A 21,235-nucleotide genomic window follows, 5' to 3' on the forward strand; every position below is an offset into this window, starting at 1 on the left:
TTAGAGGGCGAAGCGGTAGAGGATGGTGCGGGCGGCGAAGCGCACGTCGGCGGTGAGGCTGTGGGAAACCGCGATGAGCAGGCCCTCCTCGTCGTCGTCGATGACGGCGACGTCGGTGGCGCCCGTGGTGGGGAAGGTCTCTGTCTGCACCAGCTGCCCGTCGCGCCACTGGTAGATCTCCGAGTCGAGGTCGGTGGTCGGGTCGGCCGGAGTGCCCAGGACGAAGTTCACGCGCACGACGTACACGGTCCCGTCCGCAGCCGGTACGACGGCGAACTCGCGCGCTCCCAGCCCGGGCAGCGTCTGATGGACGACGAAGCGGGAGCCGTCCCAGCGCAGCAGCTGCGACTCGCTCTGCAGCCGGGCCACCAGCAGGAAGAAGTCGCCGCCTGCGGTGAAGTGCACGAACGCGCGGCCGTGCCGGTCGGCTAGCTCCTGGTGCGGCTGGAACCTCTCTCCGTCGAAGCGGTAGAGCACCGACGGACCGACGTGCTCCGCGTGCGCCAGGAAGTGCTGGCCGTCGACGGTGAAGGCATGCCAGTTGTATGCCCACTTCGAGTCGATGTCCTGGAAGTGGACGAAGCGTTCACCGTCCCAGACGAATATCCGGGAGGGCAGGTTGTCGTCCTCCTGCCCGGGGATGACCACCCCCTGGGCCAGGGCCAGGAAGTGACGGTTCTCGATCGTGAAGTGCTTCCACTGTTTGGCGGCGAAGCTGTCGAAGGACTGGAACTCGACGAAGGAGCTGCCGTCCCATTCCAGGACACGCGAGGTGGCGGCGAACTGATAAGGGCCCTTACCGGTGCGGATGCTGGCCACGGCGAGGAAGGCGCGGTCGCCGATGCGGAAGAACTCCGCGTCCTCGCCGCCCGGCAACGACACGCGCTGGAACGGCTCGTACCCCTGCTTGCCGCGCTTGAGCAGCAGCAGGTCGGTGTCGCTGTCTCCCCCGTTCATGTCCACTGGGGTGTCTGGCACGTCGTAGGCGAGCTGGGGAATGGCGAGCAGATGCAGGCCGTCCAGGTCGAAGGGCTCCACGCCCCGGGCGCCCGAGGTGGGGATGGACTGGAACTCGGTGAGGTGTGTGCTGGGCATGGTTGTCGGGCCTCTCCGCAGGAAGTACGGGTGGTGGGTGCGTTGACCGGGCGGGGTCCGTGTCGACGTGTCGCCCCGGGGCTGCCGTGATGCGGGTCAGCCGGGAAGGTCCGCCGAGGGCAGGGCGAAGTTGTTGTCGAAGACGTGGTCGGGGTCGTAGCGCGACTTGAGGACCATGAGCCGGTCGAGCACCGCTCCGGGGAAGGCGTCCTGCAGCTGTCGTGGTCCGGTGCCCGTTTCGAAGCTCAGGTAGAGCCCCTTGAGGTGTGGGTGAAGCTGTTCCCAGTGCCGGTCGAGGTTCTTGCGTCCCGCCGGCAGGGTGGCGGCCATCAGCGAGAAGTTCTGCGTGCGGTGCGCGTAGGCCGTCGAGGTCGAGGGCGTGTCGTTGACCGCTCCGCCGACGGACCGCAGCTGCACCATGGGCGCCCTTGCGGCCACCAGCAGCGATGCGATGGCCGCGGCGGCGGGCTCGGTGAGGTGTTCCAGCAGCCCGGACCGCGACACCGCAAGCGGCTGCTGCGCGTGCTGCGCCGCGTGCGTGGCCGGCAGCAGTTGGTGGTACGGAGTGACGAAGGCCTGGTTTTGCAGCACGGGCCCGGAGGCCACAACGGGTGCGAGCGCCTCGCGCGCCGCCTCCCGGTCCGCCCCCGCGTGCACGGTCATCGCCTGGGCGACGGGCTTTCCACCGGGGCCCGCCATGAGCGTCAGGAAGCTGGTGACCGTTCGGGGCGCCGCCTCCACGGCAGCCCCCCACCGGGTCAGGAACGCCGCTGTGTCCCCGGCGTCGAAAACGGTGACTGCGGCGATCACGTCGCCCACCGGCTTCGCCTGGAACTCGAACGCCGTCGCGACCCCGAAGTTGGCTCCCGCGCCGCGCACCGCCCAGAACAGATCCGGGTCGTGATCGGCGTCGGTCCGCACGGGGGAGCCGTCCGCTAGGACCAGTTCGGCGGCGCGCATGTGATCGATGGTGAGGCCGTGCAGCCGGGACATGAGGCCGATACCGCCGGTGGTGGCCAGCCCGCCGACTCCGACGTCTCCGGTGTCTCCGGAGGACAGGGCCAGACCGTGGGGCGCGAGCTGGGCGGCGACGTCTCCCCAGCGTGCTCCCGCTTCCACACGTACCAGCCCGGATCGGGCGTCGAGCACTTTCACGGCGTTGAGTGCGGAGAGGTCGACGACGATGCCGCCGTCGTTGGTGGAGCGGCCGCTGATGCCGTGGCCGCCGCTGCGCACGGTGAGGGGAAGCTGTGCGGTGCGGGCGTGGGCCAGGGCGGCTGCGATGTCCTCGTGATCGCGGACGCGTATCACGGCGGCCGGTGATCCGGTGCGGGTGTAGGTGTGCCGCACGTTGTCGTAGTCGCCATCGCCCGGCCGGATCGCGGCTGCGGCGAGACTGTCGGGCAGGGGAAGCCGAGAGGCCGGCGGTGAGCTGTCGATGGTGCGCATGGATGCCTCCGCGGTCTCCGTAGGGGGACGGGGATCCGCACATGTCCTTTACTGGGGCGGGGTGGTCCGGACGCCGTGGGCGCGGGTGATCAGGTACTGCAGCGGGGCGTCGGCGTACGGGCCGCTGTGGGCGACGAGCCGGCCCGCGTGCCTGCCGAGGTCCTCGGCGCTGAACCAACCGGGGTTGTCCGCGCCGATCGCGGCCCGCGGGCGGGTACGGATGGGGCCGATGATGAGCTCGTACACACGCGGGCCCCTACCGCCCAGTTCCGCCTCCAGTGAGCGCACCAGCGACTTCTTCGCCGCGTTCGTGGCTCCCACGAGGGCAGCGAACGGATAAGGGATGTCCGCGCTGAAACCGCTCAGATGCACCAGCGCCCCGTCTGGGGACAGCAGGGGGGTGAGCGCGCGCAGCGCGTGGAAATGGCTCGTCAGGTTCGACGCGATCATTTCCTCCCACTCACGGTCGGAGATGTCGAGGATGCCGGTGCGCTCCGGGCTGCCCCAGTCGCCGATCGAGACGACGGCGCCGTCCAGCGCGCCGTAGGGCGACAACTGTGCGCGCACCTTCTCGCTGTCGGCGTCGCCGACGTTGACCGTCCGGGTGATCAGGGTGCCGGGCCCGGCTTCCTTGACGTGGTCGGCGAGGCCGGCCAGTCGTTCCTCGCTGCGGCCGGTGGCCACGACGGTGGCTCCCTGGCGAAGCAGCGCGAGGGTCATCCCCTCGCCGATGCCACCGGTCGCGCCCGCCACCAGAACGGTCCGCCCGGACAGCAGCCGGTCCTCCTGTATCTCGCTCATGGGCGATCTCCTCTCTGCGTGGCGGGCCGCGACCCGCTATGGGATGGGTGTGATGACTGGCCGGTACTCGCCGTGCTCGCGTCGACAGCCTCAGGCGGCGGCGCGCTTGCCCAGTTCGACGGCGTTGCCGAAGGAGCGGGCGCTCATGGCCATGGCCGGCACGTTCTCCTGCATCAGGCGCATGCGGTGCGGGGCGTCGTGGAACTTGGGGTCGAGCTGGAACTCGGCGGCCAGGGAGAACCAGGTCACCGGGACCGCACCGGCCTGGACCATGCGCTGCACCGCCGCGTTGTGGGCCTCGAGCGAGGGGCTGGCGGAGGCGTCGACCGCCACGTGCACGCGGTAGCCCTCACGCAGCCCGCCCAGCACCGTCTGCAGCACGCACCCGTCGGTGGCGATGCCGCCGATCACCAGGTTCTGCCGGCCCTCCGCCCGGACCGCCTGGGCGAACGACTCGTCCAGGAAGGAGTTGAAGTCGACGGCGCGCTCGATAACCGGCTGGTCACCGAGAGCCTCCAGCAGCTCCGGGTACAGCGGGCCGGACGGCTTGCTGGACTGGCCGTTGGTCACCACCAGGCCGCTTCCGTACCACTTCGCGGTCTTCGCCAGGCCCACGACGTTGTTGATGTGCTCCGCGAGGTCGTGGGAGCGCAGCAGGTTCGCGAAACCGACGGCGTAGTCGACGAGGACGACGGTGGTGTTGGCCGGGGTGAGGGGCTCAGGTGCCATGACTGGCCTTCTTTCTCTTGTGGTGAACGGCAGCGACGGTTCGGCCGCCGAGCAGACCGAGCGAGCCGACTCGTTGGTGACCGCTTGGTCATTAGTGAAGGTAGTCCCTCGGGCTTCTAATGTCCAGGCGGTCACTTAAATAAGTTCGCCGGCTCGGAGTAAATGGGAATCAATCGGTGCAAACAGTAAGAAATTGTTCGCACGTCTAATGACCGGTGGGTCATCATGTTAGTAACCTTGTGTATACTTACGGGATGGACACGTCACCCACGAACCTCGCCGACCAGGACGCCGCTCCGGCCAAGAAGCGCAGGCGGGACCCGGAAGCAAGCAGGGCCGCGATCCTCGAAGCCGCCCGGGCCGCCTTCGCCGAGCGCGGCTACGCCAAGACGACCGTCCGCGACGTCGCGCGCCGGGCCGGAGTGACCCACGGCCTGGTCCTGCGGCACTTCACATCCAAGGAACAGTTGTTCCTCGCCGCGGTCCCCAGCCCCCGCACCCTCATGGCGGAAGTGGCCGGCGACACCAAGACCTTGCCGACGCGCATCGCCCGGTCCTACGTCCGGCGCATGGCCGAGAGCGGAGGCAGCGACCCCTTCGTGGCCATGTTGCGTGCGGTGGCCTCTGAGGAGGAGACCGCCAAACGGTTGTTCACCGCGATGCAGCAGGACAGCCTGGAGATGTACCGGCAGGTGATTCCCGGCCCCGAACTGGAGGAGCGTGTGGCGTCTGTGGGCGCCTATCTCATCGGGGTGACGTTCTCCCGGTACGTCTTCAGGAGCGGACCGCTGGCCGAGATGTCGGACGAACAGCTCGTGCGGCACCTCATCCCCAACCTGCGCAGCATTCTGCTGGACTGATGATGGGCTACCGCCTGAGCACCTTCGCCGCCAGAGCGTCTTCGGTGTCCGGCTCCGGTCGGCCCTTGCTGCCCTGTCGCCTCGGCGAGGGGAGATCGAAGGGCCGTCGACGTTGCGGTCAGTGGTCCTCGAGTGGGTTGGCCACCAGCGCGTCCCAGTCGAGACCGGTGAGTTCCTCGCCGGGCGGGATCAGGTCGTAGGTCTCGAAAAGCCAGTCCTCCACCGGGTGCAGGTCCAGTTCGAACAGCACCCGCATGCCGCAGCGCTCCAGGCGCAGGCGCAGCATCGGCCGCCCTTTGCTGATCCTCGGCCAGATCCGCACGTCTCCGGTCCCCGTCGGCGCCAGCAGGCCGTCGTGGAGAAGGTCACGGCCGATCTTCCAGGTGACGGGAGGCCCGATTTTCGGGCGGAAGGTGACCGAGACGATAAGAGGATCATTGGGATCGAAATGGAACTCGGCTGGGAGCGGGATCCGTTGGGAGTCCCAAACGATCCGGAAGATCTGCAGTGACAGAGGGGCCACCCCATTCGGATTCGGCCCGGGGGGCCAGGGACCAGGCAGGTTCTCCATCATGAGTTCGACTCTCTGGTGCGATTTCTTGTACGGGGCCCGTACGCGGTCGCGTGGAGGGGCAGGGCACGGCTGGCCCTGGCCATAAGTGCGGACGTATATGGAGATATCTGCACGATTGTCCATGCTGATTCGGACGTAGGGCATGGCTGGCTCCGGTTACATCGGTGTGTGACCGACCAGCGCCCGCACATCGGGTGGTCGGCACGCCTGAGTTTCCGGTGCCCGAGGCCGCGAGACATCTGTCAAATGACAGCGGTCGGCGTCACAGGTGGGCGGGAATGGCTGCTGAGAGGCGGTACGGGAGACTCCGGCCGCACGGGCCACTCAGGCGCTCGTCACCCTGCCCCGCGTGTGCCACTCCTCATCAAGAAGCCCCCGTCCGTCCCTTGCCTGCGCGCCGGTCCGCGCTTGCCTTTGCCGCTACTCACACGTGTCGTTACCACGTGTGAGTAGCTGTGTCAGCGCTTTTTCGAGACGCCTCTCGCCGCATCGGCGCGGTCGCGGTTTCGCATGCGCACGACTCTGTCAATCAGGAAGCGCCAAGGGCGCCCCGACTCTACTGCCGCGCGGACTGGGCGGTGTGTCCGTCCGCCGGGGTGGCGGAAGCAAGCAGGGCCGCCAGCGTGCCGCGCTGGGTGTCGCCGAGCGGGGCGAGGAAGAAGGCGCGCACCGCCTCTGCGTGGACGTGGAGCGCACGGCGGGCGGCCTCGGCTCCCGCGGGAGTGAGGCGGATGGTCATGTACCGCCCGCTGCCCGCACTTTCCCGGCTGAGTAGTGCGCGTTTGTCCATGCGGCTGAGCTGGTGGGAGAGCCGGGAGGCTGTCCAGGAGAGCGAATCGCCCAGAGTCTGCTGCCCGAGACTGTGCCCGGGGGCTTCCCAGAGCCGCACGAGGATCTCGAACTCGGGTACGGACAGGCCGCTTTGCTCGGTCAGGGCGCGCGCGACAGAGGCGGTGACATGCTCGCTCCAGGCCAGGAAACCGCGCCAGAGGTCGCGCTCGTGCGGGCTGAGGCAGCTGTCGGGGTGGCCCATGGCACCACTGTCTCCTATGCGACTTGACGTGTCAAATCGGTGCGCTTACGGTAGCGACTTGACGTATCAACTCAGGGTCTCGGCGCATCGGGGCCTTCTCGATCAGCAGGAGACAGACATGTCTGGATCCCCGGGCCGTCCCACGGGCAAGAGCTTCGCCGCAGTCCTGTGGTTCCCCGTCTTCTTCGCCGCCGCCTTCGCCGTCATGTTCCTCGGGGCCTTCGCCAGCCCCGCTCCGCATGACATGAAACTCGGCGTGACCGGCACAGGCGCCCAGGTCACGGCGGTCGAGAAGGCCGTACGACAGGTGGCCGGAAACGGTGTCGAGATCCGGCGGCTGCCCGACCGGCAGGAAGCCGAGCACCTGGTCCGCCAGGGCGAGCTCGCCGGCGCCTACGTCGCGGGAGACCCGCAGGACCCCGAACTGCTCCTCGCCTCGGCCTCCAGCGCAATCCGGGCCGACTACCTGAAGGAGGTCATCGGCCGGGAAGCCGCCCAGCAGGTCAGCGGCGCCCCGGCAACGAGCGTGGACCTGGTACCCGCAGCGAGAGGCGACGTCAGCGGAGTCGGTCTGTTCTTCTACGCCATGCCGCTGCTGCTGGTCGGAATGATCACGTCCATCGTGCTGCTCCAGGCGGTCACGTGGACAGCCGGCAAGAAGGCCGCAGCGATCGCCGCCACAGGCGCGTTCGCGTCGGTATCCGTCTACGCGGTGGCGGTATCGATGGACGTCGTGCCCGCCAAGCCCGTCCTGATCGTCCACGCCTTCCTGCTGACTCAGGCGATCGGCTGGCTGACCACGGCAGTCGCCCTGCTGGCCAAGCACCACTTCATGCCGGTGGCCATGACCTTCGTGCTCATCCTCGGCATCCCCACGGCGGGCGGCAGTGTGCCGCCGGACATGCTCCCGGCCGCCCTGGGGGCGCTGCACCAGATGCTGCCCTTCGGCCAGTTCATCGACCTGGTGCGGTCATCCGCGTATTTCGGCGGACACGACACCGTCCGGCCGTTGATCACCCTGCTGGGCTGGATCGCCGCAGCGGCCACCTTGTTCACCTTCGCCGCGCGCCGGCGTGCGTCAACTTAACGGTTGATCTTCGTTGTCGAGGTGGGTCACGTGGAGACAGGGGTGACCCGGCCTTCGAAGGCGATCTGCAAGGCGTTCAGCGGCGCCGTCCAGCGGATGGTCCAGCCGCGGCTGCCCTTTGCCAGTCGGGTCGAGGTGCATCGGCGTCATGTAGACGCACTTGAGCGCCACGGTCTCGTTCGGAAAGCGGCCTCGGGCGCGGACGGCTTTGCGGATACGGGCGTTGACGCGATCGCGTACGCGCTGCAGATCACCCTGCGGATCTCGACGTCGAAGGAGAGGAAGGGCACCAACTCGGCCCATAGGCGGTGCAGACGGGCTTGAGGACTTTGGCGACCTTGTCCTCTTCCTGCCGCGCCACATACCGAAAGCTGGGTCTCTCTCTCTGAGTGTCATGCCCAGCTCCCACTACCCCCTCTGTGATGGACAGTCACGCTGATACATGCTTCACATGTCTTAAGAGTTTCTGTGACATATTTGCACCAAGGAGGCGTGCAGTGTCGCTCACAGATGGCGTGTATGAACGGCTCAAAGACCAGATCTTGCGGGTGGAGAGGCCACCTGGCGTGGTGATGTACGAGGCGGATCTTGCGGCGGAGTTCGGCGTCAGCAAGACGCCGGTGCGCGAAGCGCTCCGCCTCCTCGCCTACACCGGTTGGGTGATCGTTCTGCCCCGCAAGGGCTACCTCGTGCGTCCCGTGGAGCTGAGCGATGTGCGGGACATTTTCGCGATCCGCCGCATGTTCGAGCCTGCGCTGGCCGCCGAGGCAGCCAAGGTCGCCACACCCGAACAGCTCGACCGACTCGAGCGCCTGGTCTCCCAGCAGGTGGACGCAGGTACAGATCTGGAGGCGGCGCTGGGCGCAGCACGCCTGTTCCATCTCGCCCTCGCCGACGTCACCGGAAGCGCACGTACCCGAAGGATCCTGGAAGACCTCATCGACGAGGTACGCCGACTGCACTACCTGCTCCCCAACGTCGAGGACCACATCACCTCCGAGGAGGAGCTTGAAGCGCACCGGCACGTCATCGATGCCCTACGCGCCCGCGACTGCGAGGCTGTCCAAGAACTCATGCACTCGCATCTCAGCGAAGTCGCGCGGACGTTGGTCAACGGCTTCGCGGGGGTCTAAAGGGGACGCCCCCCGTGGTGGTGCGGTCGTCCGGAGTGCCGTCTGGGTCTCGCCTTCCTGCCGCTCCAGCTTGGGGCTGACGCGCCTTTGGCCGTGCTGGCGTGAACAGGTGCAGGTGAGCCAGGCCCCCGCGGCGGAAGGCAGGACCGATGGTTTCCGTGAGCTGGGCGAAGGAACGGGGAGGCCCGCAGCGAGGATCCGGCAGGGCCGGGGCCACAGGTCCGCGCCATGTCCGCAGGCCGGCTCCACACGGACGGACAACCACGACAGTGCGCGCGGGCACCGCCACGCTGTTCGCCGCTCGGGCGCACGAGGAGAACAGGTTGTCGAACCGGACCGCAGCTCCCTCCAGCGGCCGGCGCAGGCGGAAACGGCCGGACAGTCACCACCACCTGCTGCCCATCCACCTACCGCCAGGCTCAGCCCGAAGTCAACACATCACCGCTAGGACGGGCTGAGCCGATCTCGCATGCAGGAACTCGCCCGGAGGGGTTGAGCAACATCGTCTGTGTGATCCTGACCGGCGGCGGTCAGGCTGAGAAGACGCCTCTTCCGGGGATCGCATCCAGCAGTTGTCGGGTGTAGGCCGATTGGGGTGCGGAGAAGATCTCTTCGGTGGTTCCGAGCTCGAGGATTCTGCCGTTGCGCATCACTGCCACCCGGTCCGATATCTGCCCGACGACGGCGAGGTCGTGGGAGATGAACAGGTAGCTCAGCCCGAGCTCGGCCTGGAGACCCGTCAAGAGGTCGAGAATCTGCGCCTGGACTGTGACATCGAGTGCCGAGACCGGCTCGTCGCACACAAGAAGCTCGGGCTGGAGTGCCAGGGCACGGGCGATTGCCACCCGTTGTCGTTGCCCACCGGAGAGCTCTCGGGCCCGCCGCTGCAACACCGATCTCGGCAGGGCGACCTGGTCGACGAGATCGGCTGCGCGGGCTCTGCGCAGCGGTGCGGTGCCGACGCCGAAGGCCCACATGGGTTCCTCAACGATGGCTTCCACCGTCATGCGCGGGTCCAGGGACGCGTCTGGATTCTGATGCACGAGCTGGATTCGTTTGCGCATCTGCCGCAGTGCCTCCCCCTTGGTGCGTGCGAGGTCAATCCCCCCGAGAGTCAGGTCGCCTGCCGTGGCAGACGTCAATCGAGTGATGAGCCGTGCGGTGGTCGATTTCCCCGATCCGGACTCGCCCACGATCGCGAACGTTTCGCCCTTCCCGATGGTGAAACTCACGTCGTCGACTGCGCGGAATCGTGACCGCCGTCGGCCGCTGCGCCCGGGGTGGCGGTATTCCTTGACCAGGCGATGTGCCACGAGCAGTGGGGTGGCCTCGCGTGGTTCTGGCCGGCCTCGCGCCATGGCGGTGCCCAGCGTGGGAATGCTGGCGATGAGCCGCTGCGTGTACGAGTGTGCCGGGGAGCGTAGAACTGTCTGCGGTGTGCCGTGCTCGACGATCCGGCCCGTGGACATGACGACGACGCGTCGAGCTCGGTCCGCTGCAACGCCGAGGTCGTGGGTGACGAGCAGTACCGCTGTGCCCATGTCGCGAGTGAGCTGGTCGAGGCTGTCCAAGATCTGGGCCTGAACGGTCACATCGAGGGCGCTGGTCGGCTCGTCCGCGATGACGAGCGCGGGCCGGCAGGCAAGTGCTGCCGCGATGAGGACGCGTTGACGCATGCCGCCGGACAGTTCGTGCGGGTACTGCTTGGCACGGACAGCGGGATCCGGCAGTCCCGCGGCCTCCAGCAGGTCGACGGCGCGACTGCGGGCCGCGCGTTGGGACGTGGCATCGTGGATACGCAGCACCTCAGCGACCTGGTCACCCACGCGCTTCGTCGGGTCGAGCGACAGGGAAGGGTCCTGCGGGACGAAGCCGATCACCCGCCCGCGGATGTCACACAGCCGCGCTTGGGACAGCGTGCTCATCTCGACGCCGTCGACGCGAATCGATCCGGTCATTCTGCTGCCTGGCGGAAGCAGGCCGACCACCGCATGTGCCGTACTGCTCTTGCCCGATCCTGACTCGCCGACCAGAGCGACTACCTCCCCCGGCATGATGTCGAGGTCGACGCCGCGCACTGCAGTGATGGGACTGTCGATGCCGTGGTAGGTGACGGTCAGGTCGCGCACGCGCAGTACTGGCTCGCGGTTGGGCGGGCGGGTCATTGCTCGCTCCTTACGGGGCGCTCGAGGATGCGTGCGAAGCGGTTGGCGGCAAGGACGACAACCACCACGATGGCGCCCGGAAGGGTGGTCATCCAGCCAGCCGTGGCGAGGTAGTTGCGGCCCTCGGAGATGATGTTTCCCCACTCGGGCGTGGGTGGCGCGGCACCGAAGCCGAGAAAGCTCAGCGCCGAGACGGACAGGATCGCGGTGCCGAACTCCAAGGCGGCGAGCACGACGACCGGTCCGAGAGCATTGGGCAGGACGTGGCGGGCCAATACGGCCCACCGGCGGACACCGCAGACGACAGCCGCCTCCACATACTGCGCCGTGGTGACTCTCAGTACCTCCGCCCGCATCACCCTTGCGAATGTCGTGACGCCGGCCAGTCCCACGGCGACGGCGACGTTCACGGTTCCGAACCCGAGTGCCGTGACGATCGCGAGCGAGAGGACCATACCCGGAACGGCGATGGCGACATCGACCATCCGCATCAGCACGTCGTCGACCCAGCCGCGGAGATAGCCGGCGAGCAAGCCGATCAGCGAGCCGGCGGTGGAGGCTACGAGCACGGCGATGAGTGCGGCCTGCAGGGAGAGGGCGGAGCCGTGGACCACGCGCGAGTAGATGTCCCGGCCCAGGTTGTCGGTGCCGAACCAGTGCTCTTCGCCCGGCGGTTGGAGCTTTTCGGTGGGCACACCGGCGACCGGGTCATGGGTTGCGAACATCTCGGGCAAGAAGGCCCAGCCCAGGATCATGACGAGTACGACCGTCGCGAGTGCCGTCGACGCTCTGCGAACCGGCTTGGGGAACCGGTAGGGTCGTGGGGCCCCGGGGGCTGGGTCGGCTGACGGGGTGGCGTCCTGTGCCGCGGTGGTCAACTTCGACATGCTGCCCTCCTCATTGCGCTGCCGCGCGTGTTCGCACCCGGGGATCGATGAGTGGGTAGATCAGGTCGACCAGCAAGGTGACTGTCACCGTGGTCACCGCTGCCAGCATCACGACTCCCTGCACCATCGGGATGTCCTGGTTGCTCACCGCCTGTACCGTGAGCCGGCCGATTCCGGATCGGCCGAAGATGGTCTCGGCGATGGCCGCGCCGCCGACGAGGTTGCCGACCAGCAGGCCGACCAGCGTCATCGTGGGCAAGGTGGCGTTGCGGATGGCGTGACCGTAGAAGATGCGTGCGCGACTGGCGCCCTTCGCACGCACGACGTCGATGTATGGCTCGGCGAGCGTCACTCGTAGGCTTGCGGCGAAGACCTGCGCGAGGATGGCGCCGGTGGGTACGGCCATCGTGAGCGCGGGAAGGACGAGGCTTGCGAAGCCTTCGTTCCCGGTTGCGGGCAGCAGCCCCCATCCGAACGACACCTGCTGGATGAGCAGAATACCGAGCCAGAAACTGGGGACCGCGATTCCGAGCGGTGGCAGCGCGGTCAGGGCCGAGCGGACGACCCGCTTGCGTGGGTAGATGGACAGCATGCCCACCGTGAACCCGAGCGTGACGGCGAGGACCAGGGCGAGTCCTCCAAGGGCCAGTGTGTGCGGCAGTTCGGTCGCGATCCGCTCCGCGACCCTTGCACCGGTGAGGATCGACTGGCCGAAATCGCCCCGCAGCGCGTCCCCGAGCATGGTGAGGTACTGCACGATGACAGGCTGGTCGAACCCGTACTCGGCGCGGAGCGCGGCGATCTGGGCTGGATCGATTCCCGTGGTTTCGCCACCGCTCGCGGTCCCCAACATGATCGCCACTGGGTCGCTGGGAAGCATGAAGAGAACAGTGAAGGTCAGGGTGTAGGCGGCCCACACGACGAACACAGCCTGCAGCACTCGCTGCAAGAGATACCAGATCACGTCGGTTCGCTCCCCTCCATCTGATCCGGCCCGTATCGTCGGCTCACGACGACAACCAGGTCTCCGTGAAGATGTGTGTGCTGGACATGTCGTAGATCAGTCCGTTCACCCGCGTGGAGGCGGCGTGGACCTGAACGCCCTCGTAGAGGGGGATCGTGTAGGCCTGTTCGATGAGGTAGCGCTGCGCCTTGTGAACGAGGGTGGTGCGGGCCTGCGGGTCGGACTCGGCAGCTTGCGCCTCGAGGATGTCGTCAAGCTTGCTCGGCGCCACGCCGTACGGGTTGATGTCGCGGCTGGAGTACATGGCGCGGAGAATGTCGGGGTCGGGGCGGGACTGCTGTGAGAACGACAGGGCGAATCGACCGTTGTCTTCGGCTTCTCGGTATTCCGCCGAGGTCAGCTGCCGGATCGACAGGTCGATCCCGATGCGGCGCAGCTGCTGTTGCGCCAGCTCGGCAACCGGCGCCATGCCACGGAGGATGATGTCCAGTTCGAGGCGCTGCCCGGCACGTTCGCGGATCCCGTCGGGGCCGCGTACCCATCCGGCCTTGTCCAGCAGTGCGTTCGCGCTGTCGGGGTCGAACCGCAGCGCGGCGCTCAGGTCGAGGTACTCGGGCTGCGTGTGAGACAGCACACTGGTTGCGACAGGATGCCGGGGGGTGAATACCGTGTCGACGATCTGTTTGCGGTTGATTCCGATCAGCATCGCGCGGCGGACGGCCTTCTCACGCAGGATGGGGTGGTCGTGGTTGATGTGGAAAGTGGACACGACACCGGCTTGGACGTGTGAGGCGAGGTAGGTGTCGCCGGTCTCGAACCGGGCCTCGTCCTGGGGGGCGACGTCGATGATGTCGACCTGGCCGGAGGTGAGGGATCCTGACCGGACTCCGGCCTCAGCGATGACCTGGTATTCGATGCGGTCAAGGTAGGCCGCCCCGCGATTGGCGCGCGCGGCCGACCCCCAGGTGTGGCCTTTTCGCCGCACGAGTGTCGCCCCCCGGTCGGGGACGTAGGACTTCAGTACGAACGGGCCGGTGCCGATCAGCTCGCCCTGGCATCGCTGCTGGGGCGACTTCTCCAGGGTCGCAGGCCCAAGGATCGCCAAGGCGCGCGAGGAGCTTGCCTGCAGGAACCCGATATTGGGCTGGTTGAAGCGCACGGTGAGCTTCTTGTCGTTATGCACCGTCGTGCCGGAGTAGCCGGCGAGCGCGGTCGCAGCGGCCGGAAGCTGTGCCCCCAGTTCGGAGGCGACATCGAAGTTGCGTTTGACCACGTCGGCGTCGAAGCGAGTGCCGTCGCTGAAGGTCACGTCTGTGCGGAGGGTGAAGGTGAACGCCGTCGCGTTCTTGTTCACCGTCCACGACGTAGCGAGCCATGGCACGATCTTGCCGGTGTCCGGGTCTTGGTCGGTCAGAGAGTCGGCGATGTTGCGAGTGATGCTGGGGACGAAACTCGGCACCGCCGGGTCGAGGCAGCCGGGGTCGAGGTCGAGCGCGATGCGGAGGGAACCGCCGCGCTGGGGACCGCCCGCAGGCGGACGCTCGCCTGTGGCATTCGACGACTGCGGGGGAGGGGCGGCCCAGCAGCCGCTCGCCAAGACTGCCACGCTGGTGAGCACTGCGATGCGCGCCATGATCCGCGCCTCGGAGCGATGTCGTCGTCCGTTCACGCCTTCCTCCTGATTGGACTAGGTGCCTGTCTTGAGTGCTTGCCGAGCAGGCGACGCACAGCATCGGCCAGCGCGACGGTGGGATCGGGTTCGCCCTTGACCGATCGGAAGCCGACGTGGCCGTCGGGGCGTACGAGCACTGCGCCGCTGGTCTCGATGCCATAGAGATCCGTGAAGCGGGGTTGATCGTTGCGCTCGAACCATTGCCCGCCGGGGCCGATGGCGTGCCCGTCGATCAGCACGCCGGTGGCTCGGGTGACCGCACGCGCGGCGGCACTCCACTCCTGGCGGTCTCCGCGGTGGAGCAGGACGAAGCCGTCGTAGAACAGGTCGATCGTCGAGATCTCGCTGCCGTCGGCTGCCCTGAGCCAAAGATGCGGCGCACGCGCACCCGGTTGTCCGGTCATCCGGTACTCGCTGATCGTCGACAACTCGGGCTCGGTTCCATCGTCGATGACAGCGCGCGAAGCGTAGATCGTGCCGAACTGCTGGCCGTGGGAGTAGAACTGCTCTCGTTGCCGCGGGATCGCGGCAGCGATCCGGTCGCGTACTGCCTGTCCGGCCGGGCCCGGGTCCTCGATCTGGGCGATGCTGGTGGCGTCGGGCAGCAGCCAGCCGGTTTCCTCCATCCGCTTGGTGTTGAGCAGGCACTGTTCCCCGTTGAACAGCGCCACGGGCTTGCGTTCCTCCTGGTAGCTGTCCAGCAGAGACTTATCGGCGAGGCCCTGCAGCACGAGTTGGAGTTTCCAGACCAGGTTGACGCTGTCCTGTACACCGGAGTTCATCCCGAACCCGCCATGCGGGGGGAAGCGGTGGGCCGAGTCACCGGCGAGGAGGACGCGACCGGCGCGCCAGCTGTCGCTGACGGCCTGGTCGTGTTTCCAGTGGAGGATGCTGACGATGTCGACCTCGATGTCGGGATCGCCTATTCCCTGACGCACGATCTCGACGCATCGCTCGGCGGTGTAGGTGGCCGGATCCTCGCCCGGTGCCGCCTCGAAGTTGTAGGTCCACTCGTTCTGCCGGCGGCGCCAGCCGAACGCCCCCTGGGTTTCCGGGTTGATCACCCAGAAGAGGCCGTAGCGCCGGCCGCCGCGGTGCCGCTCGAGATCGGCCCGGAACCGGACGTTGATCGAGTTGCCGAATGCCGGCTCGCCCTGCTCCCCGATCCCCAGCGTCCGGCGGGTCGGGCTGCGCACGCCGTCGCATGCCACGACGTAGCGTGCTTTGACGGTGCCGATGCGGGTGTCCGCTCCGGGGTCGTCGAGCGCCACCAGCACGCTCACGTCGTCTTGCTCGACGACGGTGGCACGCAAGCCGAATCGGACCGTCACGGCGGGGTGGTTGTGTACCTCGGCCAGCAGAATGGGCTCGTAGAGGTCCTGCCCGCAGCCACAGGCAAACTCGGGTGAGTGACGTGCGAAGCGCACGCGGTCCTCCGCAGAGGCACCGAAGGAGATCCTGCCGATCTCGGTCCCGGACAGGCGCGTCATCCAGCCGAACCCCGTCGGGCCGCTCGCGGAGGGCGGCAAGACGCCGCGACCGGCCTCTCGAATGGCGTCGGCTACCCCCCACTGCCGGAATATCTCCATGGTCCGGGCGTGGATCCCGCCTGCCTTGGGATGGTGCGACAACGTGTCGCGGCGCTCCACAAGGAGGGTGGCGACACCCCGCCGACCGAGTTGCAGCGCCGTGGCCAGGCCGACCGGGCCGGCACCGATCACGACGACGTCGTATGTCTCCTGCATCGTTGCTGCCCTGTCCTTGTCAGTCGTGGTCCGAGTTGGTCGCCGGCACCCAGGCGATTGCTCCGGCCATCACGATCGCGTGGGGTGCGAGAAGTGATGGGGCGCCGCCCATCCCCATCACGGCCAGCGCAGGGGGTCGTTCCGGGAAGGCCTCCCGCCAGCAATCGAGGAACTCCGGCAGATGCTCCAGGTCACTGAGAAATGCCTGGACCTTGCACACGTGTCTGAGCGAGGTACCGGCCGCCGCGCAGACGACAGCGAGTTCGTCGAGCACCTGCCGGACCTGGTCGCGTGCGGGCGCGCGGTTGAACCTTGACCGTGCGGGGTCGGGTCGCATTCGAGGCGGCACACGCCCGGAAGCATCGATGGGCATGCGTGTCGATATGAACAGCAGCTCGCCTGCGCGAACGCCATCTGGCGCGTGCCCGTGTGGGGGGAGGGTCCCCTCGGTCCGGACCGGTTCGATCTTGGCGTCACGCGTCAGGCAGGTCGCCCCCACCTCGACACGGCCTCCCTTGATCACCAATCGTGCGCCGGTGGCCAGATTCCGCGCGGGCGGCCGGTGGGGAAACCAACGGCGCCACACCCGCTCAAAGCCTGCAAAGTCGCTGGCGTGAGCAAGTGTCACGTCCGCGTGGACGCACCGGTCCAGGCTCGTTCCCGCGGACTCGGCTGCTCTGGCCAGGCGCTGGAGGGTGTACTCCGTCTGTGCCTCGATTTCGGACCCGAGCCAGATGTAGGGGTTGGGGCGGGCCTGTGGTGCGAGGAAGCTCGGCTCTCCCATCGACACTGAGGACATCCAGTCGCCCTGGAAGTCGCTCGGGCCGGCCGACAGCGTGACCCAGTCGCCGGCGCCCACCGTGCTGACGAAGGGCAGGACTCGCTCTGAGTCTCCTTCGGCGTACCCCTGTTTGACGACGCCGGGCTGTGGCTGGACCGCTACCACCTCGACCGCGAACAAGGCGTCGGCTACCGGCAATTGCCGTACCCCGATCCCGGTGGAGGTTCGCACACCGTCCAGCACCTGTGACGCCGCCCGGACGTAGCCGTCGGCCGGATGAAACCGCGGCCAGACTCCGTCGCTGAGCACGTCCAGCTTCGCGTCGTAGCGGGCAGGCGCCCATTGGTAGATGCGGACGACGTCGGTGCCGACGTTGCATCCTGCCGCGGCGAGCGTCTCGCGCAGATGGCCGAGCAGGACCTCGGATTGCAGCTCCAGCGGGTCAGATCCAGGCACGGCATCGGAATCGACGACCGCAGCGGGATGCAGCCGATGGTCCGCGTCCATCGGGAGCATCGAGCCGGTGAACACCAACCCCCCAGCGGCGACCGCCGCGCTGCTGCCCGGCAGCACCGGCACCTCCGAAGGCACGATGACGCGGCGGGTGCCACATCCCGGCGTCTCACCCCTCCCCGAGGTCACCTGGCACCTCCCTGTCCCTGCAGGTAATGCAAGGTGTCGAGCCATGCCCGACCCGCGTGCTCGCCGAGGCCTGCATCGGCGGCGCGGGCAAGCGAAGCAAGGAGCACCTTGATCAGGCCCTCGGTCATCGGGTCGGCATAGCGGATGTCGCCGGCCTCCGTCGTACTGATCCGCGTATCGACGAACTGGACGCAGACCTCGGGCGCGGGAACCACGAACCCACCGAGGTCCCGCAGGATCCGTGCCAGGTCCGCCATTCCCCTGAATCCGCCCCGACCCCGGGTCGCGACGATCACGGCGGACGTCGCACCGCGCAGGACCGCCCGCGAAATCGGATGCGAGAGCCAGTCGATCGCATTCTTCACAACCCCGGGAACCGAGTGGTTGAACTCCGGTATGACCCAGACCAGACCATCGGCCGACTGGACTGCCGCACGCAGCCGCGCCACCTCGTCGGGTGGCGTCGAGGTGTCCAGGTCCTCGTTGTAGGGCGGGAGGGAGGAGAGACCGTCGTAGTTCTCAATCTTCATCCCTTCCGGGGCCAGCTGAGGCAGGCTGTTCAAGATCAGGCTGTTGTACGAGCCGGCCCGCAATGAGCCGGAGATGCCGAGAACCCTCATCACCGTCGCACCTCCTCGTGGAAAGCCCCACGTCGCGTCGTCGTTCCGGTCACGGTCGACTCACCTGGCGAGGGCTTGATTACCTTGCCGAAGTCCTGGATCAGGCATGTGGAGCCGGTGATCGTCTCCGCGCTCCTGCCCACCTGACGGGGCTCACCGTGAGGACACCACTGCAAGCCCGGCGTGTGCGGGGCGGGGGCCTTGTCTTTCGTCACCAACCCCAGCCCCGGACGAGCACCGGTCGGGATCCCATGTGGCCTGGTCATCTGCCAGGCCTCAGGAGAGCCCGCGCGCTGGAGCGCAGGTCGTGAACGTCATCGGACGGCGGAACCACGGCTCCCCGGGAGAACGGTCACCGGCCTCGAACGCCTCCCCGTGGACCGTCAGACACTTGGTCGGGTCCAGCGCCGGCCGAATGCGTCCATCGGTGCCGAAGATCATGTCCTGCTTCGGCTCCGAGGAGCAATCGTTGACGACCATCGGAGAGTCCTCGCGCACGATGCCGTCGCGGTAGAAGCTCACCTCCAGGCATGCGCCGAGCCGGGTAAACCGGATCTCGCCTGCTGCGATGCCGTTCCTCGAGATGGCTTGATCCAGCAGTGCCGCATCCTCGTTCGGTATCCCGGTCTTGCACGTGTGGGCTTCCAGCGCCCATAGGGCCTCGCGGTGCTGATGGATGTCGAGTGTGGCCGGGTAGCCGGGGATGTCGACGCAGTAGTGCCTTGGCTCCCCGAGCTCGGCCGCCAGTTGGATGAGAACCTCGTCGCCGCCTGAGTCCCCTGGCATGGGAGCGACCGCCCATTCCTGCTGCTCCGCACTGGGTGCCTGGCGGTCTTCGGCCGGCCGGTAGGGCCTCGCCTCGACCGGAACCCGCCACGTCTCCCAGAGCTGACGCGGCGACGAATCGTCACACGTGCTGAACGTCAGGGGACGCCGGTACCAGTGCTCGCCCGAGGCACGGTCTCCCGCTTCCAGCGCCCGGGTTCCGATCGTCAGACACTTGTCGGGAGCATTGCGGGGCCGGATCCTTCCATCGTCCCCGAACATGATGTCTTGACTGGCCGCATCCGAACAGTCGTTGACGACCATGGGGGCGTCCTCTCGGAGGAAGCCGTTGCCCAGGAACGTGACGTCCACACAGGCGGCAGTCCTCGAGAAGCGAATCTCTCCGTCGGCCAGGCCGCTACGGGAAATCACCTGGTCGAGAATGGCCGCGTCTTGGTTCGGAACGCCGACCTTGCATGTATGCGCTTCAAGCGCCCATTGCGCCTCGCGATGGTTCGCGATGTCTCGAGACGACGGATAGCCGGGGATGTCAACGCAATAGTGACGTGGTTCTCCGAGTTTGGCCTTCAAGCGCAAGAGCACCTCATCCGACGGGCCCCGGCTGCTTTGCACTGAGGTGGCTGCGGTTCGATCCGAGACAACGCCGTCCCTACTGCTCCGGTCAGGCGTGACAGCGCCGGCAGCGTACGCCTGCGAACCAAGCACGAGGACGGCGGCACCAATGAGCCAGAACCTGAACATCGAGACTCCTTCTCTTGGGTGAGGTCGGGTTCGGCGGCGAACCGAGCAACGGATCCCACCTGCTGATGGACGCAGCCTTTAGTGCTCGTCTCACGTGGTTGCCTGCACGGCATGATGTGCGCCTGTGGCCGTCGAGCTGCCGCAGCGGCTGGTTCCTGACGGTCTATGGGAGTTGGTCGCGCCTACAGCCGGCTCACCGCCCGATACGAGCGAAGAGAATCTCACTGCCTTGCCTTCCTGACTCGCAGCCGCCCTGATCTGCTACAAGAAGCCCGCGAAGATCACCCACGTGAGAAAAGCTGATGCAGGAGCTGACCGAGCATGGACGGCGTATCCGTACTGGCCCCGACACAATCGGCAAATACTCCTGCCTGCGGGTGATTGAAACGCTGTCAGACGGCTGAGAGATGCGCAAGATGTACCCCTGATATTTCAGGAGAGTTGCTAGCTGAGGCGCTATAGAGAGGTTCTGGATGGCGCGTCAACTGCTCGGTCAGATCAGCCGATCGCTTTCGAACGGCCATTGGTTACGCTGACTTGCCGCCGCATAGCAAACGGTGTTCATGCTTCGGGGGTAAGCCCCGCGTTGAGGTGAAAGACGCATTCTTCTGGCAGACAGAAGCTCGCGGCTGCGTCTGGTCACGCCGACGGGCGGGGCAGCGGATGCGCGCCGGCGAAGCGGCACGCGTCCGACAGTTCCTCAAGGCCACGCGTCAGCTGGAACTCCAAGCCCACGCAGCCTCCATAGCCCGCCTCCACCAAGGAATGGATGATCGCCGGGAAGTCGAGCATGCCCGTGCCCGGGCAACCGCGGCCGGGCACGTCGGCAAACTGCACATGCAGGATCTGCTTTCCGTAGCGTGCGATGACGTCGCAGGGGTCCTGCCGGGAACGGGCGACGTGGTAGAGGTCCAGCAGGATGCCCACGTTGTCCGCTCCCTCCTTTCGCGCCCGGCCCACCACAACGGATGCTGCTGCTACGTCAGGCAGAAGGTAGCCGGGGTTGTCCTCGGTGTTGAGGGGCTCCACCAGCACCGAAACACCTGACGCACGAGCTCGCTGCGACGCATACAGCAGGTTGCGGTACGCCGCCTCGTGCTGTGCCGCCTCGGTCTGGTGGGCACGGCGGTTGCCGTAGGGAAGGTTGAGCAGTGTGCACCCCACCTCCGAGGCGAAGTCGACGGCCGTGTCGATGGACTGCCTGCAGCGCGCCACTTGCCCGGCGTCGCTCAGGATGCCCCGGTCGCCGGCCGCGAAGTCACCCGCGTCGATGTTGAGGCACACAAGCCGGGTGCCCGACCGCTGCAGCGCAGCGCGCAGCCGGCTGACCTCATCAGCGGAAGCCTCAGGTGAAGCGAAGGGCCACCACATCTCCACACGTCGGAATCCAGCTTCTCGCGCCACGGCAAGCCGCTCCTGCTCCGGCACCCGAGCCAGGGCCAGTGAGAGATTCAGCGCGTAGCCGTCGGCC

The 21,235-nt window shown here is 67.3% G+C and carries 18 protein-coding genes and 1 pseudogene; 3 read left to right on the plus strand and 16 right to left on the minus strand.

All coding sequences use genetic code 11. From position 1 onward, the window contains the following. The 4 genes from STSP_RS23985 to STSP_RS24000 all read right to left on the minus strand — a co-directional run bounded on the left by STSP_RS23985 (position 1) and on the right by STSP_RS24000 (position 4,074). Positions 1–1,095, minus strand: a complete 1,095-nt coding sequence (locus STSP_RS23985; protein WP_067281895.1) for a hypothetical protein — start codon at positions 1,093–1,095, stop codon at positions 1–3. 96 nt (positions 1,096–1,191) lie between these two features. Further along, positions 1,192–2,544 carry an FAD-binding oxidoreductase gene (locus tag STSP_RS23990; protein ID WP_067281898.1) on the minus strand — a complete coding sequence of 451 codons (1,353 nt, stop codon included), beginning with the start codon at positions 2,542–2,544 and terminating at the stop codon, positions 1,192–1,194. Positions 2,545–2,592: 48 nt separating this feature from the next. After that, positions 2,593–3,345, minus strand: a complete 753-nt coding sequence (locus tag STSP_RS23995; protein ID WP_067281901.1) for an SDR family NAD(P)-dependent oxidoreductase — start codon at positions 3,343–3,345, stop codon at positions 2,593–2,595. Positions 3,346–3,435: 90 nt separating this feature from the next. Further along, on the minus strand, positions 3,436–4,074 hold the full coding sequence (locus tag STSP_RS24000; protein WP_067281903.1) for an isochorismatase family protein: 639 nt from the start codon (positions 4,072–4,074) through the stop codon (positions 3,436–3,438). 254 nt (positions 4,075–4,328) lie between these two features. Here STSP_RS24000 and STSP_RS24005 point away from each other — a divergent pair, with 254 nt between their 5' ends. Then, positions 4,329–4,934 carry a TetR/AcrR family transcriptional regulator gene (locus tag STSP_RS24005; RefSeq protein WP_067281905.1) on the plus strand — a complete coding sequence of 202 codons (606 nt, stop codon included), beginning with the start codon at positions 4,329–4,331 and terminating at the stop codon, positions 4,932–4,934. A gap of 118 nt (positions 4,935–5,052) precedes the next feature. Here STSP_RS24005 and STSP_RS37410 read toward each other — a convergent pair whose 3' ends face one another. Continuing rightward, complete coding sequence (locus STSP_RS37410) at positions 5,053–5,508, minus strand: SsgA family sporulation/cell division regulator (protein WP_157902886.1); 456 nt, start codon at positions 5,506–5,508, stop codon at positions 5,053–5,055. A gap of 556 nt (positions 5,509–6,064) precedes the next feature. After that, complete coding sequence (locus STSP_RS24015) at positions 6,065–6,541, minus strand: MarR family winged helix-turn-helix transcriptional regulator (RefSeq protein ID WP_067281908.1); 477 nt, start codon at positions 6,539–6,541, stop codon at positions 6,065–6,067. A gap of 118 nt (positions 6,542–6,659) precedes the next feature. On the opposite strand from STSP_RS24015, the gene STSP_RS24020 reads away from it, so the two are divergent. After that, entirely contained in the window at positions 6,660–7,628 is a 969-nt protein-coding gene (locus STSP_RS24020) for a hypothetical protein (RefSeq protein ID WP_067281909.1), read from the plus strand. A gap of 26 nt (positions 7,629–7,654) precedes the next feature. Here STSP_RS24020 and STSP_RS40380 read toward each other — a convergent pair. Next, positions 7,655–8,007: pseudogene (locus STSP_RS40380) on the minus strand (transposase); the annotation flags it as partial. Between the two features lie 118 nt (positions 8,008–8,125). On the opposite strand from STSP_RS40380, the gene STSP_RS24030 reads away from it, so the two are divergent. Next, entirely contained in the window at positions 8,126–8,761 is a 636-nt protein-coding gene (locus STSP_RS24030; RefSeq protein ID WP_198547420.1) for a GntR family transcriptional regulator, read from the plus strand. A gap of 530 nt (positions 8,762–9,291) precedes the next feature. Here the strand turns inward: STSP_RS24030 and STSP_RS24035 are convergent. The 9 genes from STSP_RS24035 to STSP_RS24075 all read right to left on the minus strand — a co-directional run bounded on the left by STSP_RS24035 (position 9,292) and on the right by STSP_RS24075 (position 21,192). After that, the gene (locus tag STSP_RS24035) at positions 9,292–10,926 is read right to left on the minus strand and encodes a dipeptide ABC transporter ATP-binding protein (RefSeq protein ID WP_067281917.1); all 1,635 of its coding nucleotides are present in this window, start codon (positions 10,924–10,926) and stop codon (positions 9,292–9,294) included. Then, positions 10,923–11,813 carry an ABC transporter permease gene (locus STSP_RS24040; protein ID WP_067281919.1) on the minus strand — a complete coding sequence of 297 codons (891 nt, stop codon included), beginning with the start codon at positions 11,811–11,813 and terminating at the stop codon, positions 10,923–10,925. Before STSP_RS24040 ends, STSP_RS24035 begins: the two co-directional genes overlap by 4 nt. Before the next feature lie 10 nt (positions 11,814–11,823). Further along, positions 11,824–12,777: an ABC transporter permease gene (locus STSP_RS24045; protein ID WP_067281921.1), complete on the minus strand. Its 954-nt coding sequence runs from the start codon at positions 12,775–12,777 to the stop codon at positions 11,824–11,826. A gap of 43 nt (positions 12,778–12,820) precedes the next feature. After that, on the minus strand, positions 12,821–14,410 hold the full coding sequence (locus STSP_RS24050; RefSeq protein WP_067282038.1) for an ABC transporter substrate-binding protein: 1,590 nt from the start codon (positions 14,408–14,410) through the stop codon (positions 12,821–12,823). A gap of 32 nt (positions 14,411–14,442) precedes the next feature. Further along, a complete protein-coding gene (locus STSP_RS24055; RefSeq protein WP_067281924.1) occupies positions 14,443–16,194 on the minus strand; it encodes an FAD-dependent oxidoreductase in 1,752 nt (583 codons plus the stop codon). Between the two features lie 19 nt (positions 16,195–16,213). Beyond that, the gene (locus STSP_RS24060; protein WP_198547421.1) at positions 16,214–17,554 is read right to left on the minus strand and encodes a RidA family protein; all 1,341 of its coding nucleotides are present in this window, start codon (positions 17,552–17,554) and stop codon (positions 16,214–16,216) included. 59 nt (positions 17,555–17,613) lie between these two features. Then, positions 17,614–18,237 (minus strand): NADPH-dependent FMN reductase, encoded by a 624-nt coding sequence (locus STSP_RS24065; protein WP_067281934.1) that lies wholly within the window; start codon positions 18,235–18,237, stop codon positions 17,614–17,616. Positions 18,238–18,513: 276 nt separating this feature from the next. Beyond that, entirely contained in the window at positions 18,514–19,764 is a 1,251-nt protein-coding gene (locus STSP_RS24070; RefSeq protein WP_067281937.1) for an RICIN domain-containing protein, read from the minus strand. 639 nt (positions 19,765–20,403) lie between these two features. Next, the gene (locus STSP_RS24075; protein WP_157902887.1) at positions 20,404–21,192 is read right to left on the minus strand and encodes a TIM barrel protein; all 789 of its coding nucleotides are present in this window, start codon (positions 21,190–21,192) and stop codon (positions 20,404–20,406) included. Positions 21,193–21,235: the final 43 nt, after the last annotated feature.

The organism is Streptomyces jeddahensis (assembly GCF_001642995.1).
Lineage (GTDB): Bacteria > Actinomycetota > Actinomycetes > Streptomycetales > Streptomycetaceae > Streptomyces > Streptomyces jeddahensis.

Excerpts from the sequence above, each read along its gene's own strand:
- STSP_RS23985 (WP_067281895.1), bottom strand. The coding sequence starts at position 1,095 with ATGCCCAGCACACACCTCACCGAGTTCCAGTCCATCCCCACCTCGGGC.
- STSP_RS24055 (WP_067281924.1), bottom strand. The coding sequence starts at position 16,194 with ATGCAGGAGACATACGACGTCGTCGTGATCGGTGCCGGCCCGGTCGGC.
- STSP_RS37410 (WP_157902886.1), bottom strand. The coding sequence starts at position 5,508 with ATGATGGAGAACCTGCCTGGTCCCTGGCCCCCCGGGCCGAATCCGAAT.
- STSP_RS24040 (WP_067281919.1), bottom strand. The coding sequence starts at position 11,813 with ATGTCGAAGTTGACCACCGCGGCACAGGACGCCACCCCGTCAGCCGAC.
- STSP_RS23990 (WP_067281898.1), bottom strand. The coding sequence starts at position 2,544 with ATGCGCACCATCGACAGCTCACCGCCGGCCTCTCGGCTTCCCCTGCCC.
- STSP_RS24065 (WP_067281934.1), bottom strand. The coding sequence starts at position 18,237 with ATGAGGGTTCTCGGCATCTCCGGCTCATTGCGGGCCGGCTCGTACAAC.
- STSP_RS24070 (WP_067281937.1), bottom strand. The coding sequence starts at position 19,764 with ATGTTCAGGTTCTGGCTCATTGGTGCCGCCGTCCTCGTGCTTGGTTCG.
- STSP_RS23995 (WP_067281901.1), bottom strand. The coding sequence starts at position 3,345 with ATGAGCGAGATACAGGAGGACCGGCTGCTGTCCGGGCGGACCGTTCTG.
- STSP_RS24015 (WP_067281908.1), bottom strand. The coding sequence starts at position 6,541 with ATGGGCCACCCCGACAGCTGCCTCAGCCCGCACGAGCGCGACCTCTGG.
- STSP_RS24020 (WP_067281909.1), top strand. The coding sequence starts at position 6,660 with ATGTCTGGATCCCCGGGCCGTCCCACGGGCAAGAGCTTCGCCGCAGTC.
- STSP_RS24005 (WP_067281905.1), top strand. The coding sequence starts at position 4,329 with ATGGACACGTCACCCACGAACCTCGCCGACCAGGACGCCGCTCCGGCC.
- STSP_RS24035 (WP_067281917.1), bottom strand. The coding sequence starts at position 10,926 with ATGACCCGCCCGCCCAACCGCGAGCCAGTACTGCGCGTGCGCGACCTG.
- STSP_RS24000 (WP_067281903.1), bottom strand. The coding sequence starts at position 4,074 with ATGGCACCTGAGCCCCTCACCCCGGCCAACACCACCGTCGTCCTCGTC.
- STSP_RS24050 (WP_067282038.1), bottom strand. The coding sequence starts at position 14,410 with ATGGCGCGCATCGCAGTGCTCACCAGCGTGGCAGTCTTGGCGAGCGGC.